General features: G+C 48.3%; 13 protein-coding genes and 2 pseudogenes. 10 read left to right on the top strand and 5 right to left on the bottom strand.

The features are described from left to right. Position 1 precedes the first annotated feature (1 nt). Positions 2-2140: a sensor histidine kinase gene (locus DN599_RS14935; protein ID WP_110458377.1), complete on the top strand. Its 2139-nt coding sequence runs from the start codon at positions 2-4 to the stop codon at positions 2138-2140. Between the two features lie 293 nt (positions 2141-2433). Here the strand turns inward: DN599_RS14935 and DN599_RS14930 are convergent, their stop codons facing one another. The 3 genes from DN599_RS14930 to DN599_RS14920 all read right to left on the bottom strand — a co-directional run bounded on the left by DN599_RS14930 (position 2434) and on the right by DN599_RS14920 (position 5329). Continuing rightward, positions 2434-2895 (bottom strand): GNAT family N-acetyltransferase, encoded by a 462-nt coding sequence (locus tag DN599_RS14930; RefSeq protein WP_110458376.1) that lies wholly within the window; start codon positions 2893-2895, stop codon positions 2434-2436. Positions 2896-2980: 85 nt separating this feature from the next. Then, positions 2981-3640: a 7-cyano-7-deazaguanine/7-aminomethyl-7-deazaguanine transporter gene (locus tag DN599_RS14925; RefSeq protein ID WP_110458375.1), complete on the bottom strand. Its 660-nt coding sequence runs from the start codon at positions 3638-3640 to the stop codon at positions 2981-2983. Between the two features lie 330 nt (positions 3641-3970). After that, positions 3971-5329, bottom strand: coding sequence for an isochorismate synthase (locus DN599_RS14920; protein WP_110458374.1), 1359 nt, complete (start codon positions 5327-5329; stop codon positions 3971-3973). 389 nt (positions 5330-5718) lie between these two features. Here DN599_RS14920 and DN599_RS14915 point away from each other — a divergent pair, with 389 nt between their 5' ends. From DN599_RS14915 to DN599_RS18755, 9 genes and pseudogenes are all read left to right on the top strand, one after another. Then, positions 5719-7929: a TonB-dependent receptor gene (locus tag DN599_RS14915; protein WP_204165139.1), complete on the top strand. Its 2211-nt coding sequence runs from the start codon at positions 5719-5721 to the stop codon at positions 7927-7929. Positions 7930-7943: 14 nt separating this feature from the next. Next, a pseudogene (locus DN599_RS19110) lies at positions 7944-8399 on the top strand (ABC transporter ATP-binding protein); the annotation flags it as partial. Between the two features lie 279 nt (positions 8400-8678). After that, positions 8679-9332 (top strand): annotated as a pseudogene (locus DN599_RS19105) (ABC transporter ATP-binding protein); the annotation flags it as partial. Further along, the gene (locus DN599_RS14905) at positions 9307-10005 is read left to right on the top strand and encodes an energy-coupling factor transporter transmembrane component T (RefSeq protein WP_110458372.1); all 699 of its coding nucleotides are present in this window, start codon (positions 9307-9309) and stop codon (positions 10003-10005) included. The pseudogene DN599_RS19105 and the gene DN599_RS14905, both read left to right, overlap by 26 nt. A gap of 14 nt (positions 10006-10019) precedes the next feature. Continuing rightward, positions 10020-10559: a core component of ECF transporter gene (locus DN599_RS14900; RefSeq protein WP_110458371.1), complete on the top strand. Its 540-nt coding sequence runs from the start codon at positions 10020-10022 to the stop codon at positions 10557-10559. 2 nt (positions 10560-10561) lie between these two features. Further along, positions 10562-11317, top strand: coding sequence for a DNA-binding protein (locus tag DN599_RS14895; protein WP_110458370.1), 756 nt, complete (start codon positions 10562-10564; stop codon positions 11315-11317). Positions 11318-11327: 10 nt separating this feature from the next. Then, entirely contained in the window at positions 11328-11549 is a 222-nt protein-coding gene (locus DN599_RS14890) for a hypothetical protein (protein WP_110458369.1), read from the top strand. A 241-nt stretch (positions 11550-11790) separates the two neighbouring features. Beyond that, positions 11791-12972 (top strand): cyclic di-GMP phosphodiesterase, encoded by a 1182-nt coding sequence (locus DN599_RS14885; protein ID WP_275426008.1) that lies wholly within the window; start codon positions 11791-11793, stop codon positions 12970-12972. A gap of 172 nt (positions 12973-13144) precedes the next feature. Next, a complete protein-coding gene (locus DN599_RS18755; protein ID WP_162924196.1) occupies positions 13145-13306 on the top strand; it encodes a hypothetical protein in 162 nt (53 codons plus the stop codon). Here DN599_RS18755 and DN599_RS14880 read toward each other — a convergent pair. Together DN599_RS14880 and DN599_RS14875 are read right to left on the bottom strand one after the other, a co-directional pair. Next, positions 13280-14227 carry a YeiH family protein gene (locus DN599_RS14880; RefSeq protein ID WP_110458368.1) on the bottom strand — a complete coding sequence of 316 codons (948 nt, stop codon included), beginning with the start codon at positions 14225-14227 and terminating at the stop codon, positions 13280-13282. The two genes, DN599_RS18755 and DN599_RS14880, sit on opposite strands and share 27 nt — an antisense overlap. Before the next feature lie 180 nt (positions 14228-14407). Then, on the bottom strand, positions 14408-15778 hold the full coding sequence (locus tag DN599_RS14875; protein ID WP_110458367.1) for a magnesium transporter: 1371 nt from the start codon (positions 15776-15778) through the stop codon (positions 14408-14410). Between the last annotated feature and the right edge of the window lie 173 nt (positions 15779-15951).

The following is a 15951-nucleotide window of genomic DNA, read 5'->3' as shown; positions in this document are numbered from 1 at the left end:
CGTGGCGTTTTTTCCTCGACTGTTTGGTGTTAACTGGCAACAACTGCAAGCCAAAGTACGCTACCGCATTTTAGTGTTAACCTTGCTGCCGATTTTATTGACCTTGGTCAGTCTGGTGTTTATTACCATTTATTGGAACATTAGCTATACAGGTAAGCAGCTGTTTATGAAGGTCAAAGCCGACCTAACCGTGGCGCGCAATACCTTGGTAGCGGTGCAGGCTAAACAAGAAGAACAGCTCAAACAGGTGATGGTGTCGTGGGAGTTTCAAAACGCCTTCCGTCAACTCGAATCAAAATCTCCCATGGTGGCTGATGAGATTAGCGCCTTGTTGGGGCAACAAAAGGCAGCGTTGCATCTCGATTTTTTGCGGCTTATTAGCGTTGCTGAGGCCGCGGCCGATCCTGACTTGCGGATGATGTTACCCAAAACCAATAATGCTGAAGCCATTTCTGGGCTCATGGTCCTTCAGCCTCAGCGCTTAGCGCGCTTGGGCGAACAGCTTGAGGCGGCAGCAGTGATCCCGCTCGTTGATACGCCACGCTCACAAAAACCCAGTAAGGTGGTGGAAAAGCGCGGGATGCTCAGTCGTAGCTTGTTACCCATTGTTGGTGGCGATGGCACCGTTGGCTGGTATCTCGATGGCGGTATTTTACTTAACCAAGATATGCGTATTGTCGACCATATTCGTGATTTGGTGTACGACAAAGGCACGCTGCCAGAGCGCTCTATCGGTACCGTGACGATTTTTTTAGATAACACTCGCATCAGCACCAATGTGCCATTGCATTTTTCGCCGCAAAACAGTGAGAAACAGGGGCGCGCACTCGGTAGCTTGGTGTCTGAAGAGGTGCGCCAAAAAGTCTTGGTTAATGGCCAGCTCTGGGTCGACAGAGCCTTTGTTTATAACGACTGGTTTATTTCGGCTTATGCGCCGCTGACCGATATTCGTGGCAAACGTATCGGCATGATCTACACCGGATTTTCTGAGTCGCCCTTTATTCATAATTACCTGCTTAACATTATCGAGCTAGGCACCATCTTAATGTTGGTATTACTGGTGTCAGGTTTGCTGGTATACCGCGGCGCCTATAGCTTATTACTGCCGATAGAGCGGATCCATCACGTGGTCAAAGCGGTGCAGTCTGGGCGTAATTTACGTATCGGTTCACTCGGGCTGGAGCAAGATAATGAGCTGTCGAATTTGGCAGAGCAATTTGATCGCATGCTCGATCTGCTACAGCGGCGTAATAATCAAATTCAAGCGGCGGCCGAGCAGTTAGAAGTTAAAGTCGAAGAGCGCACCCGCAGCCTGCAAGAAAAAACCGAAGAGCTACAACGTAACGTGGTTCTGTTAAACGAAACGCGCCAACAATTGGTAACCAATGAGAAGTTAACCGCGCTCGGTGAGCTGACTGCCGGTATTGCCCATGAGATTAATAATCCGACAGCGGTGATCTTAGGCAATATGGAGTTGCTTAAGTATGAACTGGGCGATCAGGCGGCAGATGTTGAAGAAGAGATTGAGATAGTGATCCAACAGGTTGGGCGCATCAGCACCATTATTCGTAGCCTGTTGCAGTACAGTCGTCCCGGTGAATTTAACGCGCCACTGGAGATGCATCAGCTGACGCCCATTATCGAAGAGATGTTGATTTTGGTGCGTCATTCGGTGCAGCAGCAGGAGGTGGTGTTGATCCAAGAGCTTAACGCTAGCTATCCCATTGAGGTGAATCGACCTCAGTTGCTGCAGGTATTGATCAACATGGTGGTTAACGCCGCCCATGCGATGGACGGTCGTGGCCGTATCAAGATCCGCACCTATGACTGGTTGCAACGGGGTGAGCCTATAGGGGTTAAAATTGAGATTGAAGATGAGGGTAAAGGGATCCCCGAGGAGCAGCTCGGACGGATTTTTGATCCCTTCTATACCACACGTAAAGATGGCACCGGCTTAGGGTTGTCGCTCAGTTACGGTATTATTAAGCGGATCGGTGGCACCATCGAGGTCAGTTCAATCTTAGGTAAGGGAACCATCTTTACCATTGGCTTGTACCATAAGGCTAAAGATGATCAATTAAACCCTCCTTATGGCGGGTTACATTTTTCCAGCAATATTAATAATAAAAACAGATCTTAAATTCTATCGATACCAAAAACGGCAGCCCAAGGGCTGCCGTTTTTATGACTTAAAGATAAAGGCCGATAAGGCTTATCGCTTAAGTGAGATATTGAGGGGCCTCATTGCAGGCAAAAAAAAGCCGGAATAAGAATATTCCGGCGAAAAAGTACGTGAGCAATGTGAAGCATATAACTCAATCATTAAGCAGAGATGAAGTGCTAATTAAACTGAGTTTTGGAACGCATGCAAATGATAGTCATTATCATTTAGATTGGCAAGTTATTTACGTGTAAAGAACAATCTTATTGTGTTTAATTTAATAACTTGTTTAAAAACAATTTATTATTATCCACTTGTTCCTTGTCTGTTTGCAGACCAACCACTTTATAACCTTGCTTAATCAGCATCTGTAGCATGCTCGTAAACTGGTTGTAGGTGTTAACGGCGATGAGATCAAATCCTTGTGCTTTTGCCCAAGCCTCTTGATCGGCCAGTAAGGTTTTGGCCAGTCCCAGTTGTCTAAATTCGGGCATTACGGCACCCAGCCAGCTATAAAACTGGCCTGGTTGTTCGCTGTAACCTATTTTAAAGCCCGCCAATTCGCCCTCAACACTCACCAGCTGTACCAACATAGGTTTATTGGTTAAGCGGCTGCGATAATCTTCAATGGTATAACGACCATCAAATTCGGGGACTTGCCGCGCTAGGGTGATTAGGCTTTGCAATAAGTCATCGGTTAGTTCGCTATGACGGGCAATCGTCGTGGTGTACATCTTAAGCTCTCCAGACAACAATGCCACCAAAGCGGCACTTGGAATTGATTAAAAAAGTGCCGCGATAATAGCCCAAAATAACTGGTCAGGCCAGTTTGTTGTGTGGTTTTGAGGCCAAAATCCGATCTTGCAATACCTTAAGCAGTACGCCGTAGGCTGGCAGGAACAGGCCTAAACTGACTATCAATTTAAAGCCGTAATCTACGGTCGCAATTTCTGGCCAGTGGCTAGCCATGAAAGTATCGCTAGAGGCATAAAAAGCCACACTAAAAAACACTAAAGTATCAATGAGATTACCTATAACAGTGGATGCCGCTGGTGCCATCCACCATGATTTTGAGCTTCTGAGTTTGGCAAATACGGTAATATCCATAAGCTGTCCCACCAAATAAGCGGCAAAGCTGGCAAAGGCGATACGAAAGACAAAGCTATTGAATTCGGCTAACGACTGCGCTCCTTGAAAGCTACCTTGATGAAACAATACTCCAATAAAATAGGAGATAGCTAATGCCGGTAACATGGCTTTAAGGATGATTTGACGTGCATGCTGCTGACCGAAAATCCGCACAGTTAAATCGGTCGCAAGATACACAAACGGAAAGCTAAACGCACCCCAAGTGGTGTGAAAGCCAAATAGTTGAAAAGGAAGTTGAACTAAGTAGTTACTGGCTGAAATGATCAGAATATGAAAACTGACTAACAGTAATAGAGCACGCTGCAGTTGCGTGCGAGATAGCATTAACATCTTGTGGCCTTTTTAGTGGTTAATGCGGGGTGAGGGAACCCGCTATAGTAAAAATTATTCATTGTGTATCGCCTTAAGCTTATCGCTTATGACGACACCTTGCTCACGCACTCTACCGACTCTTACTTAAGCCTTAAGTTACCAAAGAGTGGTCAGCTGCAATGAAGTCTATCGATTTGGGCGGCAAATTATAGAGAATTAGCTCCAATGAGCAAGCACAATTGACGCTTTTATCTGCATTAAGCCAGATAATCTGCGTCCGTTGGAGGGGAAATCTGTCTATTTTACTAGGCAAAAATCAGCATTAAGTGCACTTTGTGTCAGCGATTTTTACACTTCGGTGAGTATCGAAAGTATCGTCGCCAATTTATTTTCGAGTTCGCCCCATTCTGCGTCGGCTTCGGAGCCTGCCACAATACCAGCTCCAGCAAAAAGATTGATTCTGCCCGGTTCAATCAGTGCGCTGCGAATGGCCACGGCAAATTCACTCTCATACTTGTTGAAGTATCCACAGGCACCAGCATACCAACCGCGTGTGTAGCCCTCACGCTGGCGAATAAAATTAATTGCCGAGTCTCTGGGTAAACCGCCAACGGCTGGGGTGGGATGCAGGGCCAATAAAATCTGAAAATCGTTCACCCCTGGTTTGAGCTCGGCTCTGATAGCCCGGTGCAGATGTTGAATATGGCTAAGTTTAAATACCTTAGCGAGCTCATCGGCGCCGACATAGTTACTCAATGGGGTAAGTGCATCGACAATATGCTGGCGCACCAGTTGGTTTTCATGGCTGTTTTTACTGTCATCGAGTAGCGCTTTAGCAAGTTGTGCATCTTCCTCTTCATTGAGGCCACGAGTAGTAGTACCGGCTAAGGCTTCGGTAAACAACTCGCGTTGACGTCGGCGGTATAAACGTTCAGGCGTGCAAGAGATATAGGCGCTGTCAGGGCTAAATTGAAAACCAAATTGAAAACTGTTTTGATTGCGTCCTTGCCAGCTGGCGAGCAACATCCATGGGTCAACCTTTTCGTTCACTTCCAGTTGAGTAAGTCGTGATAGCACTACTTTTGGGGTGTCTTGAATAAATTTATCTTGGGTGACCTGATTAACCAGTTCACGCCAGCGGCGCTGATTAGGGCGATCGCTGCGACTGAGCAGGTGAATTTTATTGGGCGCCGACAAGGGCATTGGTGGTGATAATTGCTGCAGTGCATCGAGCGCTATCTGGCGCTCACATTCGATGTCATTGATCTCTATATTGAGATTAATCAATAGGCTGTAGTTATTACCGCTGCGACGTAATTCGATACGAGGCAAGATAAAGTGCGCCCGGCCATATTCTGGCCAGCAATCGGTATTGCGGTCGAACGCCACGCCGCCATAGTAGCGGATCTCTGGATTACTCGACAGGGCACGTTGCTGCTGATATGCGGCGCACAGCTGGTTGTCATCGACAGCATCTTCAAACGCAAAGTCTTTGCATGATCCAACGGCCGCGACCTCTTCTTGGGTGTCACGCCCGCGCCAATACACCTTGGGGTAACAAGACTGGCTTGCTAACCATGCAATAGAGGGTAAGGGAGCCACAGGCACAGAGAGCTGAATAATCGGCTCACCATACTGATGGATCTCGAGTTGCTTAAGTGTGCTAGTTAAGGATGCTATAGCTTGGGATAGCGAGAAAACGCTCAATAAATACTCCAGCTTTGTCGAAAAGTATCTTTGTTTGATGGCAACAGTAGCGCCAAATATGCAATGCAGAAACTTATTGTGTATTGCTAATAAGAATCTTTCCCACAACCTAATGTGCCGGTAAAAGACTGTCAAGTTACAGGGGGTTAAGCTGTGAACTTGTCCAAATATTATGTATTACCATGCGACTTTAAATGATGACAAAACATTGCGTACTTTTGTCTTAAGTCGGTTTTACATTGGACAAAATGTCCCTTGGTGAATGGCTAAAGTGCAGACAAAGCACGAATTAGTCGATCTAGGTTGGTTTTTGTTTTTTGAATGCTTGAGACTACTGGCGTTAGATTGAACAATAGCACTATTGGTTTACCCAGAGTATTAATTAAAAAATGTATAAAAATCAAAAAATAATCAAATTGTCATTGATTGCTCTTGCCGTCGGAACGAGCCCCATGGTGTTGGCCGATGCTGTAAACAGAGCTCCTATTTTAGATGTGTCGGACGTGATTGTAGTGACGGGTGAAAAGCCAACGGCGCAGCAACAGAGCACGACCACATGGCGTATTACCGCCGATGAAATCCAAGCATTAGGCGTACAGAGTCTCGAACAAGTGCTTAAAAATGCACCGGGTGTTTTTGTGCGTGTCGGTGGTCAAGGCACTCCTCGTGTCGATATTCGTGGTTTTAAATCGCGTCATGTTATTTACCTTATTAATGGGGTACCCGCTAATGGCGCCGAAGATGGTCAATTTGACCCCAGCGTGATCCCCGCGAGTCAAATCGCCTCGGTGACGGTATCGGTAGGTCCAACTTCAGTGCTATACGGCCCAGGTGGGGCGGGCGGCGTGATCAACATTCGTACTAAAGAGGGCGATAATGCGCCTTTACTGTCGGGACACCTCGAGGGGGCCGACAATGATACTTTTGCTGGCGATGTAACCATGGCAGGTTCAGGGGCGCAGTGGCAAGGGTTGGTTTCGTTATCGAGACAACAAACTGATGGTTGGCCTGTGTCTGGCGATCAACCTGATACGGCATTGCAACACGGTGATACGCGTTTAAACTCAGATAAAACGGTTAATAACCTGTTCGCTCAAGGCACCTATTGGTTATCGGATCGTACCGAGCTGATGGCGAACGTTAATTTGAGTGATGGTGACTGGGGCAAGCCTGCGGTGGATGGTTCTACGAGTCGTAATCCTAAATTTGAGCGGGTCGATGATTACGAGGCGCATACCGTTCAATTGGGCATGGCACATCAATTTAATGATAGATATACCCTACGTGGCTTTGTTTATCAAAATCAATCGGACGTGTTAGAAAATCGCTACGCCGATGACAGCTATCATTTAGTCGAACAACGCTTAGATGGCCGCTCTACGGTGAGTGGCGCTAACCTACAGTTTATTGCCGATTTTAATGATGGCCAGCTGTTGACGGGCTCCATGTTAGCCGAGCGCCAAAGTTGGGAGTCGAGCAGCGAAAGCTTCGATACCAGCGGCTCAGGTACAGGCGGCGGTAGCGGCTCAGGTACAGGCGGCGGTAGCGGCTCAGGTACAGGCGGCGGTAACGGCTCAGGTACAGGCGGCGGTAGCGGCTCAGGNACAGGCGGCGGTAACGGCTCAGGCACAGGCGGCGGTAACGGCTCAGGCACAGGTGGCGGTAGCGGCTCAGGTACGGGCGGCGGTAGCGGCTCAGGTACAGGCGGCGGTAACGGCTCAGGCACAGGCGGCGGTAACGGCTCAGGCGGCTCGGGTGAGACTTTTGACGATGCTTCATGGATGTACACCGCGGCGCTCGAGTATCAATATCAACAAGATCACCTTGGCGCAACAGTTGGTGCGGCATTGCATCAACAAGATCGCGTGCAAGACGACGAAACCGATTATTCGGCGCAGGTGGCTGGTTATTGGCAAGTATTAGATGCGACACGGGTGAACTTGGGGATTGCACGTAAAATACGCTTCCCATCGATGCGTAATCTGTATTCCTTATCTTCGGGTAATGAGGCGTTGCAAGCGGAAACCTCTGAGCATATTGAGCTGAGTCTCGATCAAGGTTTGGGTTATAACACCGACTTAAATATTGCGGGCTTCTACACCGATGCCGAGAACTATATTGCTAAAGGTAAGGATGGCGTTTACCAAAACATGGGGCGCTACCAGTTCACAGGCGTCGATGTGTCGCTGCGTAACCAAAGTATCGATAAGCTTGCTGTGACATTGGCTTATAGCTTCCTCGATAGTGAAGATAAGGATGCGGCACCTGGGCTAGAAACCTTAGAGTATCGTCCGCGCCACCAGTTAAGACTACAAGCCGATTACGAACTGCCTTTTGCTATGCGTATCAATGTTAATATTGAGCACATCATGGGGCAGGTGTTCCAACAGAAACAAAAGGTTGCGGGGCAGAAAGTGTTGCTTGAGCAAGACTTAGCCGATTATACCTTAGTCGATCTCAACTTAATTCAGCCCATCATGGGGGATAAGTTATCTGTGTATCTGCGCGCCAGCAACTTGCTTGATGAACACTACTACCAGAGCGAGGGCTTACCTCAAGCGGGTAGACAGGTGTTCTTGGGCATCAACTGGCAGATATAGATTAAATTGCTCTGATGCAGTTACTTCAATTGCGACAAGTCAGTTTTCATTATCAAACAGCGGCTAAGCCGCTGTTTGACGATCTTGATTTTACTCTCAATGCAGGTGATTGCCAGATGATCCACGGTCATACCGGCTCAGGTAAGTCGACCCTGTTAAAACTGATCTTAGGCGTTATGGAGCGCCCCTTTGCGGGCGAACGTCATTGCGCGCCGCAGCTATGCTTAGGTGTTGTGATGCAAGATCCTAATGTGCAATTGCTGCGACAAACCTTAGGTGCCGAGGTGGCATTTGCATTGGAAAACTTAGGGGTGGCCGCCACAAATATGCACGCCCAAGTGAGCCAAGCTCTGCGTAAAGTCGGGCTGTTTATTAGCTTAGAAACCCCCATCGAAACCCTGTCGTTAGGACAAAGATACCGTCTGATGATTGCGGCGCAGTTGGTACTGCAACCCGATATATTGCTGCTCGATGAGCCGTGGGCGCAGCTCGATAATCAAGGGGTACAGGAACTCACCGTCTTACTCGCGCAGCTGCAACAGTCCGGTATGGCAATTGTGATTGTTGAGCATCATAAGCGTGCCTTTTCGAGTTGCGTGACCCACAGGTGGCTACTTGATGCAGGGCAATTACATCCTTATCAGGAGAATGATGCCGAGCTTGAGCCTGCGCTGCTTGGTATTACTGGCGGGCGGACGAAGCTTAATGCGTCTGCGATGGAGGCTCCGGTTATCCATGCTGAGCCTTTTAAGGTGGGTTTTAGCGGTCAGCCGTTATTGTTTGAAAGTGCCGCTCTGCGTTTGTATGCTGGTGAAATCGTGGCCTTAACGGGTGACAATGGCACAGGCAAAAGTACCTTACTTAAATGTTTAGCCGGTATTCAGGCCGATGTGGGTAATCTCGGTATTTCAGTTCTAAATCAGCGTCCTAAGTTAGGCGTGTATGGGCATCAACTGGCACTATTACATCAACGTCCGAGCCGGCAGTTATTTGAGTCAAGTGTCATCGAAGAGATGCAATTTAGTTTAAAACGTTATGGGTTGCCGCTTGAACGTGCACCGAAAATGCTCGCCAGATTAGGCTTGTCGGCGCTGGCTTCTCAATCGCCTCACCAACTCTCTTATGGGCAGCAGCATTTAGTCGCGCTTGCATCATTGGCTTGTTTGCAGCCACAAATTTTGCTGTTGGACGATCCTTTTGCAGGGCTCGATAGCGGTTTTTTCTGTCAGGTGGCCAAGTTAATTTTAACCCTGAGTGAGCAGGGCTGCGCCATAGTGTTGGCTAGCCATCGACCGTTGGATTTATTGCCTATCGATCAGGTGTGGCACATTAGCGATAAGCGCATGCAATGTTTCGCGGGTGATGGACTGACTCAGAATGAGGCCTATTCTCGTGTGGGTTAAGCAGGGGAAGAAGCAACGTCATTTGGTGTCGGCAGACAGCCACACGGCACAGCACTTTATCGTTAAAAACCCTAAGTTGTGCGCCTTGTGTATCTTGTTAAGCCTGTGTCTTTCGAGCTGTGCTTTTTTTGTACCCAATCAATACCTACCCTTTATCGCACTGTTTAATGGCGTGCTGTTACTCCAAGGGCGTTATTTGGGTGGCGGTGTTAAAGGATTATTCCTGCTGTTTACGACTCAGCTGGCGATCACCTGTGCGCTTTATTTGTTACTGCATGGTGGCGAGCGGATAGATGAGGCAATGCTGGCGGTGATACGCATATTACTGGCGATCATTCCCGGCTGGTGGTTATCTATAACTTGCGCTCCCCAACGTATTGGCGAGGTGTTGAGTTGGTGTATGCCGCATAAATGGGCCTTCGTGATGGCAGCCTGTTTCAGTTTACTGCCACGAATTGGCTTGGAGGTGAAAGATACTTATCAGATGCAGGTGATGCGTGGTGCGAACATTACGCCCAAAGCCTTGTGTCGACCAAAACATTGGGGCGAGTTGATTTATTGCGTGCTCTACCCGTTATTAATTCAACTGCTAAAGCTGTCTAAACAGATGGCCTTAGCCGCTAAATTGCGTCGCTTTGGTGTCCACCATAAGCCGACCCATTGGCCTGATTAATGAGATTAAATTACATGCAAAATAAAGGTTTCACGCTGCACGATGCCCTTTTTATCGGTTTTTGCGCCACGCTCTTGGTGGCCTTGAAGGGGATGCTGCGACTCAAGTTAGGCTTGACCGGACACTCGATGTTTTTGATGACTTTTTTTTACCTGATCTGTTATGGCGCCGTCGGTAAAAAAGGGGCGATCACTGTGTGTGGTGTCTTGGCAGGCTTAATGGCGATGATGTTGAGCGTCGGTAAAGGAGGGCCATTTATCGTGCTTAAATTTGCCTTGCCGGCCGCCGCCATGGATCTGTGTCTACTGGTGTTGCCGACCGTGCTGGCGCTTAGATGGCGCTGCATTATCTTAGCCTTGGTAGGGACAGTTGCATGGGCCAGTAAGGGGACGATTGAGGATGTTTTAGTGGGACTGAGCTTTGAGGTGGTGTTATTGCAACTGGGTAAAAGTTTAGTGTTTGGTAGTTTTTTTGCAATACTGGCGGCGTTATTGGTGCCCCCAGTATTGCAACGTTTGAGAAGTCATGATCTGTTAGACCGTGAGGAGCTGTAAGTATGGAACGTCAACAGGGGTTAGCGTCTTGGTTGGTCTGTATCGATGATACCGATGATATTGGCACTAAAGGCACAGGAGAGATCGCCGAAGAAATTGCCTTCAAATTATCGGCAGGACAGCCTAGCCGTTGCGCGTTTGTGACTCGCCATCAGTTATTTGTCCATCCAGATATTCCCTATACCTCACACAATAGTGCCATGTGTTTTCAAGTGCGAACGCCTCTGTGTCAGACTCAGATCCTAGAGATAGCCGTTAAACACTTACAGCAAGAATGTGCGCCAGCGTCTGATCCTGGTATCGCCTTGCTGGATCTTCAGGCGGCTTGCGATCATCAAGCCTTAATCGACTTTGGCCTGGCGGCTAAGAAAGAGGTGAAAACCAAGGCCGAGGCTTATGCGTTGGCGCATTCGCAGAGCATTCACTTAAGTGAGCATGGCGGCACAGGCCAAGGTGTAATTGGTGCCATGGCAGGCTTAGGGCTGCGGTTACAAGGTAATGATGGCCGGATCAAGGGGCAATTTAAGCTCCCGGGACTGGAGGCTGGTATGGTGGAACTGTCGGTTGCCGAGGCGATTGAGCAAACAGGCGTCGATTGTGTGCTAACCGACAGCGGTGAGCCACTGTGTTTTAAAACGCCGTTGCAACTGTCAGGTAAGGTGAAGGCCGTGTACCGCGAACATCAAGTTTGCCTGTTGGTGTATCAGCAAGAGGGTGTTTGGCGCAACGCGCTAAAACAGCAACTGAAGCATTATTAATGGAGCCGCTATGACACAGTATTTTAGTCTGCATCAGGGGCGTTGGCAGCTAGCGGTTGAGGGGGATAATTATCAAGCGGCTCGCCATATTGCGGCACAGTGCCAGCACTTTATCGCCGACGATGAAGATGAACAGGTCGATGATCAGCTGCGCTCTTGCGTCAACTGTGCTCGCCGTCGTTGGTTAGTGGGCGCGATTGAGTGCACCGCGCTAAGCGTGCGGCCTGTATGAGTCTATGAGGCTTTAATCGGATCGATCGTAAGCCTCGGTAGTGCTAAATTTGCAGCGTGACTCATATGGCAGCTGTACCAAATACATTATGCAAAAAAACTTGTGGAGATTTAACTTAACTCAGCATACCATCGCCGTTAAGAGCTTTATGTTGTGAATTTGTCCTCGTTAGGCATGATTCGTACTAGACTGAACAGTGATTGGATAGCTCGCCGTATGGCTTGGTGCAAATGGTGAATGAGTGGTCAATAAAGCGGACATAATCAAAATTGCGGTGCGGCGCTTGTCTATTGGCATGTACGTCACGGCAATAGAGCGGCAAGATCTAGTGAATATCGCCCATCCCGGGCAGATTAAAAGCACAGAGGCTATCAATCAGTTAAATAAAAACAACATCAAATATGTGTGGGTCGACGCCAATCGTTCAGACCCCAGCTGTGGCTTAACACCTCATACAGTAGAACCCACACAGACCCCCTCTCCACCTGTCGTTAAAAAAGTCAGTCGTGAGCAGTCGCAAGAGAAAGCTAAACGCTTGATGGCCGAGGCGAAAGATCTGGTGCAGAAAGTCTTGTCTGAAACCTTTGAAGGCAAGGCGGTTACCGTTGAGCCGTTTGAAGATTTAGCAGAGAACATGATTGAGTCAGTCATGTTGGATGCCGATGCCTTTAAATGTATTTCAGCGCTGCGCTCTAAAGATGCTTATTTGCTGGAACACTCTATCAATGTGGCCTTTTTATTAGTGACCTTTGGTAAGTATTTGGCCCTTGAACGCGATGTGCTTAAACAGTTGGCCGTGGGCGGGATCTTGCATGATATTGGCAAGGTGAAGGTCGACAACAAGATTCTCCACAAGCCAGGAAGACTCACGCCTGAAGAGTTTGAGCATATGAAACTACATCAGGTATTTGCCCAAGAGATACTGGCAGAAACGCAAGGCTTGTCACAAATCAGTCGTGATGTTTGTTTAATGCACCATGAAAAGCTCGATGGTAAAGGTTACCCCAATGGTATTGCTGGCGAGCAGATAAGCCTGCATGGCCGCATGAGCTGTATTATCGACATTTTCGATGCGCTTACCGCCACCCGTTGCTATAAAGAGGCGATGAGTCCGGCCGCGGCGTTTAAGATCCTACTCAGCTTAACCCCGTTTCATTTAGACGAGGCATTAGTGTATGAGTTTATTCGCTGTATCGGTATTTACCCAGTAGGCTCTTTGGTGCAACTGTCTGATGGTCGCGTGGGAATAGTATGGGATGCGAAAGACCGCGATGCCCTGCATCCCGTGCTTAAGTGTTTCTATTCCAACACCCATAAACACTACATAGATGTGGTGATGGTGGATCTATTAAAACAGGATGTGCATATCGAACGTGGGCTCTCGCCCAGCAGCTTAGGTGTCGACCCGACGCCCTTCTATTAACCCGTCTCTTAGCGCGATTACGTCAGTAACCTCTTGTGTTAAGGCCACTGGATATCGCCGGCAGTGTGGCTGGTTAGCTTATCCAGCTATTTGTTAGTAATAATCGATATTTGGCGAATGTTAGATACCGATAAATAATGGCCACTTCAACATAACGCCCAGCGGAGGCAAGATGGAAAAGTGGCTGCTCATCATCTGTTGTGGCGTCTTCGTGATGGCCTCAGTACTCACCAGTGGCCTGACTCGCGCCCTTATTGATATTGGAGCGTTGGTGGTTATTTTAGCCTTAGTGTGGCGAATCAACGGCTCAACTAAAGTGAATGATATACAGTAACGAACCGACCCCAATTGCGACCCAAAGCAGTAAACCTAATATCATCGGCTTGGCACCCGCTTGACGCATCTTACGAAGGGTGATCCCTGCGCCTATCAAAAACAGACACAAAACCAGCACCCGCTTTGACAACATGAAGATGGCCTCATAAGCCACCTGCCCTTGGGGGAGATAATGGGCGATAGCGATGGCAACACAATAAAACACAATAAATAGCGGCACAGATACCCTGCGCTTGTTACCGCCAAATACCATGGCGCTAATTAATGCCAGTGGTACTATCCACAGGGCGCGTGCCAGCTTAATGGTGGTGGCGGTGACTAAGGCTTCATCACCATAGGCAGAAGCCGCACCGACCACAGAGGAGGTGTCATGAATGGCGATAGCGCTCCATACACCAAAGTGATATTGGCTCATCTCCAATAGGTGGCCTAAGGCTGGGAACAGAAACAGCGCCACCGAGTTAAGTACAAATACGGTGGCTAGCGCCAGAGCGGTTTGCTGGCTGTCGGCTTTAATGGCCGGAGACACTGCGGCAATGGCGCTACCACCACAGATGGCGGTGCCGGCAGCAATCATATGGCCGAGCTTGTGGTCTAGCTTGAGTAATCGAGTGAGCAGGGTGCCCAAGATTAAGGTGAATATAATCGAACCTAGGATTAAGCCGAGGTTGTCGAGGCTGACACTGATCGCCGTTTCAAGCTCAATGCCAAAACCCAAGCCGATGATGGAATAAGCCAGCAGCTTTTTGGTCAGTGCGCCGATATCCCATTGGGATGGGACTAAGCCAAGACTCGCTAATGTAAAGCCCAGCACTAAGGCGATAGGTGAAGAGATAACCGGAGTTAAACAAAGCAGGGCGCACAGTATAAAAATTAGCCGTGAAGGCTGGTCAAGGAGTTGGCTAAACAAAGATTTCATCTACAAGGTGATCGAGTTCTAGTGTGATTATCGCAGTATAACCAGCACTTAGGCTCTAATAAATTCAATAAGCTTTATTTTAAGATTCAATTTTACTTAATATCTTTTTAATTAAGCTCTGCTTGGTCGATGATGCTTTGCCACGGGCAATACGCCTCACCCACGGCAAAGTCTCGACGGTTAAGGTAACAGTAATAAGCTGCCTAAGCCTAAGAAGATAAAGAACCCGACCACATCAGTTACTGTGGTTAAGATCACCGAGCCCGCAACGGCAGGATCTATCTTCATCTGCTTAAGTACAAAGGGGATCACTGTGCCCGACGAGGCCGCAGCCAAGCTGTTAAACACTATGGCGACAAAAATAATGCCACCGAGCGGTACCGAGTTAAACCAAAAGCTCACCACCACCCCAATTAATGCGCCCAGCAACACACCATTGAAGGCGGCAATTTTAAGTTCTTTATCGAGTAGTAGCTTTAAGTTGCTGCGTTTTAAGTGGTTAAGTGCAATCCCCCGTAGCGCCACTGCCAAAGTTTGGCTACCAGCAATACCGCCCATGCTGGCGACAACTGGCATTAATATAGCCAGAGCCACTACTTGTTGCAGCGCATCACCAAATAAGCCTATGACCCAAGAGGCTAAAAAGGCGGTTAGCAAGTTGGTTGTTAACCAGATAGCGCGCATTCTGGCGGCGACGGTAACCGGAGTAAACAGATCTTCTTCATCTTGCGCCGTTTCTGAGGCTAGCACTTCTAAGCTACGCTCTTTGAGGCGTTGCATCAAAATGGACACAGCTATCGCGCCAATGATCTTGCCCTCTTTTTGTACCGGATGCCACGCAAAGCCAGTCACGGGATTAAGATGTTGAGCCGCTTTGGTAATATCTTGATCGTCGTTGATAGGGTCGACCTCTACAATAATATTAGCCAGTGGCGTACTCGGGGCCACGTGGCGAAGCTGTTCTATGGTACATGCACCTTGGTATTCGCCTTGGGCATCGACGGCATAAACCCCAACAAAATCACGTTCGGGATATTTTTCGATGCGCTCTAATACTCTTCTCACGGGGGCCGTGGGGCGCGAGCGTAAAATATCATTATTGAGGTAACGTCCTACCTCCTCATCTTGATAGCTCAGTGCTTGTTGCATCTGCTCTATGGTGAGGGATTCTTGCTGCTCGAGATAATCTTCGACCACTTCGCTGGGTAAGATCTCGGCGAAGGTGAGTACGTCAATTTCTGTGATGCGCTTGAGCAGCTCTTGCATCTGCGCTTCGGTTAGAATATCGAGCACATGACGAGCGGTTTCATAATGCAGCAGGTGCAAGATGCCCCAGCCGCGATCGGCTGGAATATAGCGACACACGACCGCACGGTACTGATCTGTGATGGATTCGAGTAGATTAGCCAAATCGGCATCACTATAATCACTGATAAAGGCCAGTGAGGCCGATTCCTGCTCTTCAGGGTGGCTGACAATGTCGATGACCCGAGATAATAGGTCGTCTCTTATCTCTTCTTCGCTAAGAGGCTCATGTTCAGGCATTGCCATGGGAATATCCTTGTAATCAAGCTAGTGACAGGCCAAGATGCGGCGATGCGCCATGGCGTACTACAGGCTGCAGTCCATTGATGGTATTGCTTTTATCCAATGCACTGGCCATTTCATGTCGGCGATGATAACCGACATGAGGTAAAAGCGACTCTGCTAATATATTACTGAAT

Origin of the sequence: Shewanella algidipiscicola, assembly GCF_900380485.1 — a bacterium.
Classification (GTDB): Bacteria; Pseudomonadota; Gammaproteobacteria; order Enterobacterales; family Shewanellaceae; genus Shewanella; species Shewanella algidipiscicola.
Note: the sequence above shows the minus strand (reverse complement) of the source record. Positions and strands in the feature narration are given on the sequence as shown.

Bases quoted from the DNA above. Each gene is read 5' to 3' on its own strand.
- DN599_RS14930 (WP_110458376.1), bottom strand. From the start codon at position 2,895: ATGTACACCACGACGATTGCCCGTCATAGCGAACTAACCGATGACTTA.
- DN599_RS14925 (WP_110458375.1), bottom strand. From the start codon at position 3,640: ATGTTAATGCTATCTCGCACGCAACTGCAGCGTGCTCTATTACTGTTA.
- DN599_RS14905 (WP_110458372.1), top strand. From the start codon at position 9,307: ATGAGGCCTATTCTCGTGTGGGTTAAGCAGGGGAAGAAGCAACGTCAT.
- DN599_RS14900 (WP_110458371.1), top strand. From the start codon at position 10,020: ATGCAAAATAAAGGTTTCACGCTGCACGATGCCCTTTTTATCGGTTTT.
- DN599_RS14895 (WP_110458370.1), top strand. From the start codon at position 10,562: ATGGAACGTCAACAGGGGTTAGCGTCTTGGTTGGTCTGTATCGATGAT.
- DN599_RS14890 (WP_110458369.1), top strand. From the start codon at position 11,328: ATGACACAGTATTTTAGTCTGCATCAGGGGCGTTGGCAGCTAGCGGTT.
- DN599_RS18755 (WP_162924196.1), top strand. From the start codon at position 13,145: ATGGAAAAGTGGCTGCTCATCATCTGTTGTGGCGTCTTCGTGATGGCC.
- DN599_RS14880 (WP_110458368.1), bottom strand. From the start codon at position 14,227: ATGAAATCTTTGTTTAGCCAACTCCTTGACCAGCCTTCACGGCTAATT.
- DN599_RS14875 (WP_110458367.1), bottom strand. From the start codon at position 15,778: ATGGCAATGCCTGAACATGAGCCTCTTAGCGAAGAAGAGATAAGAGAC.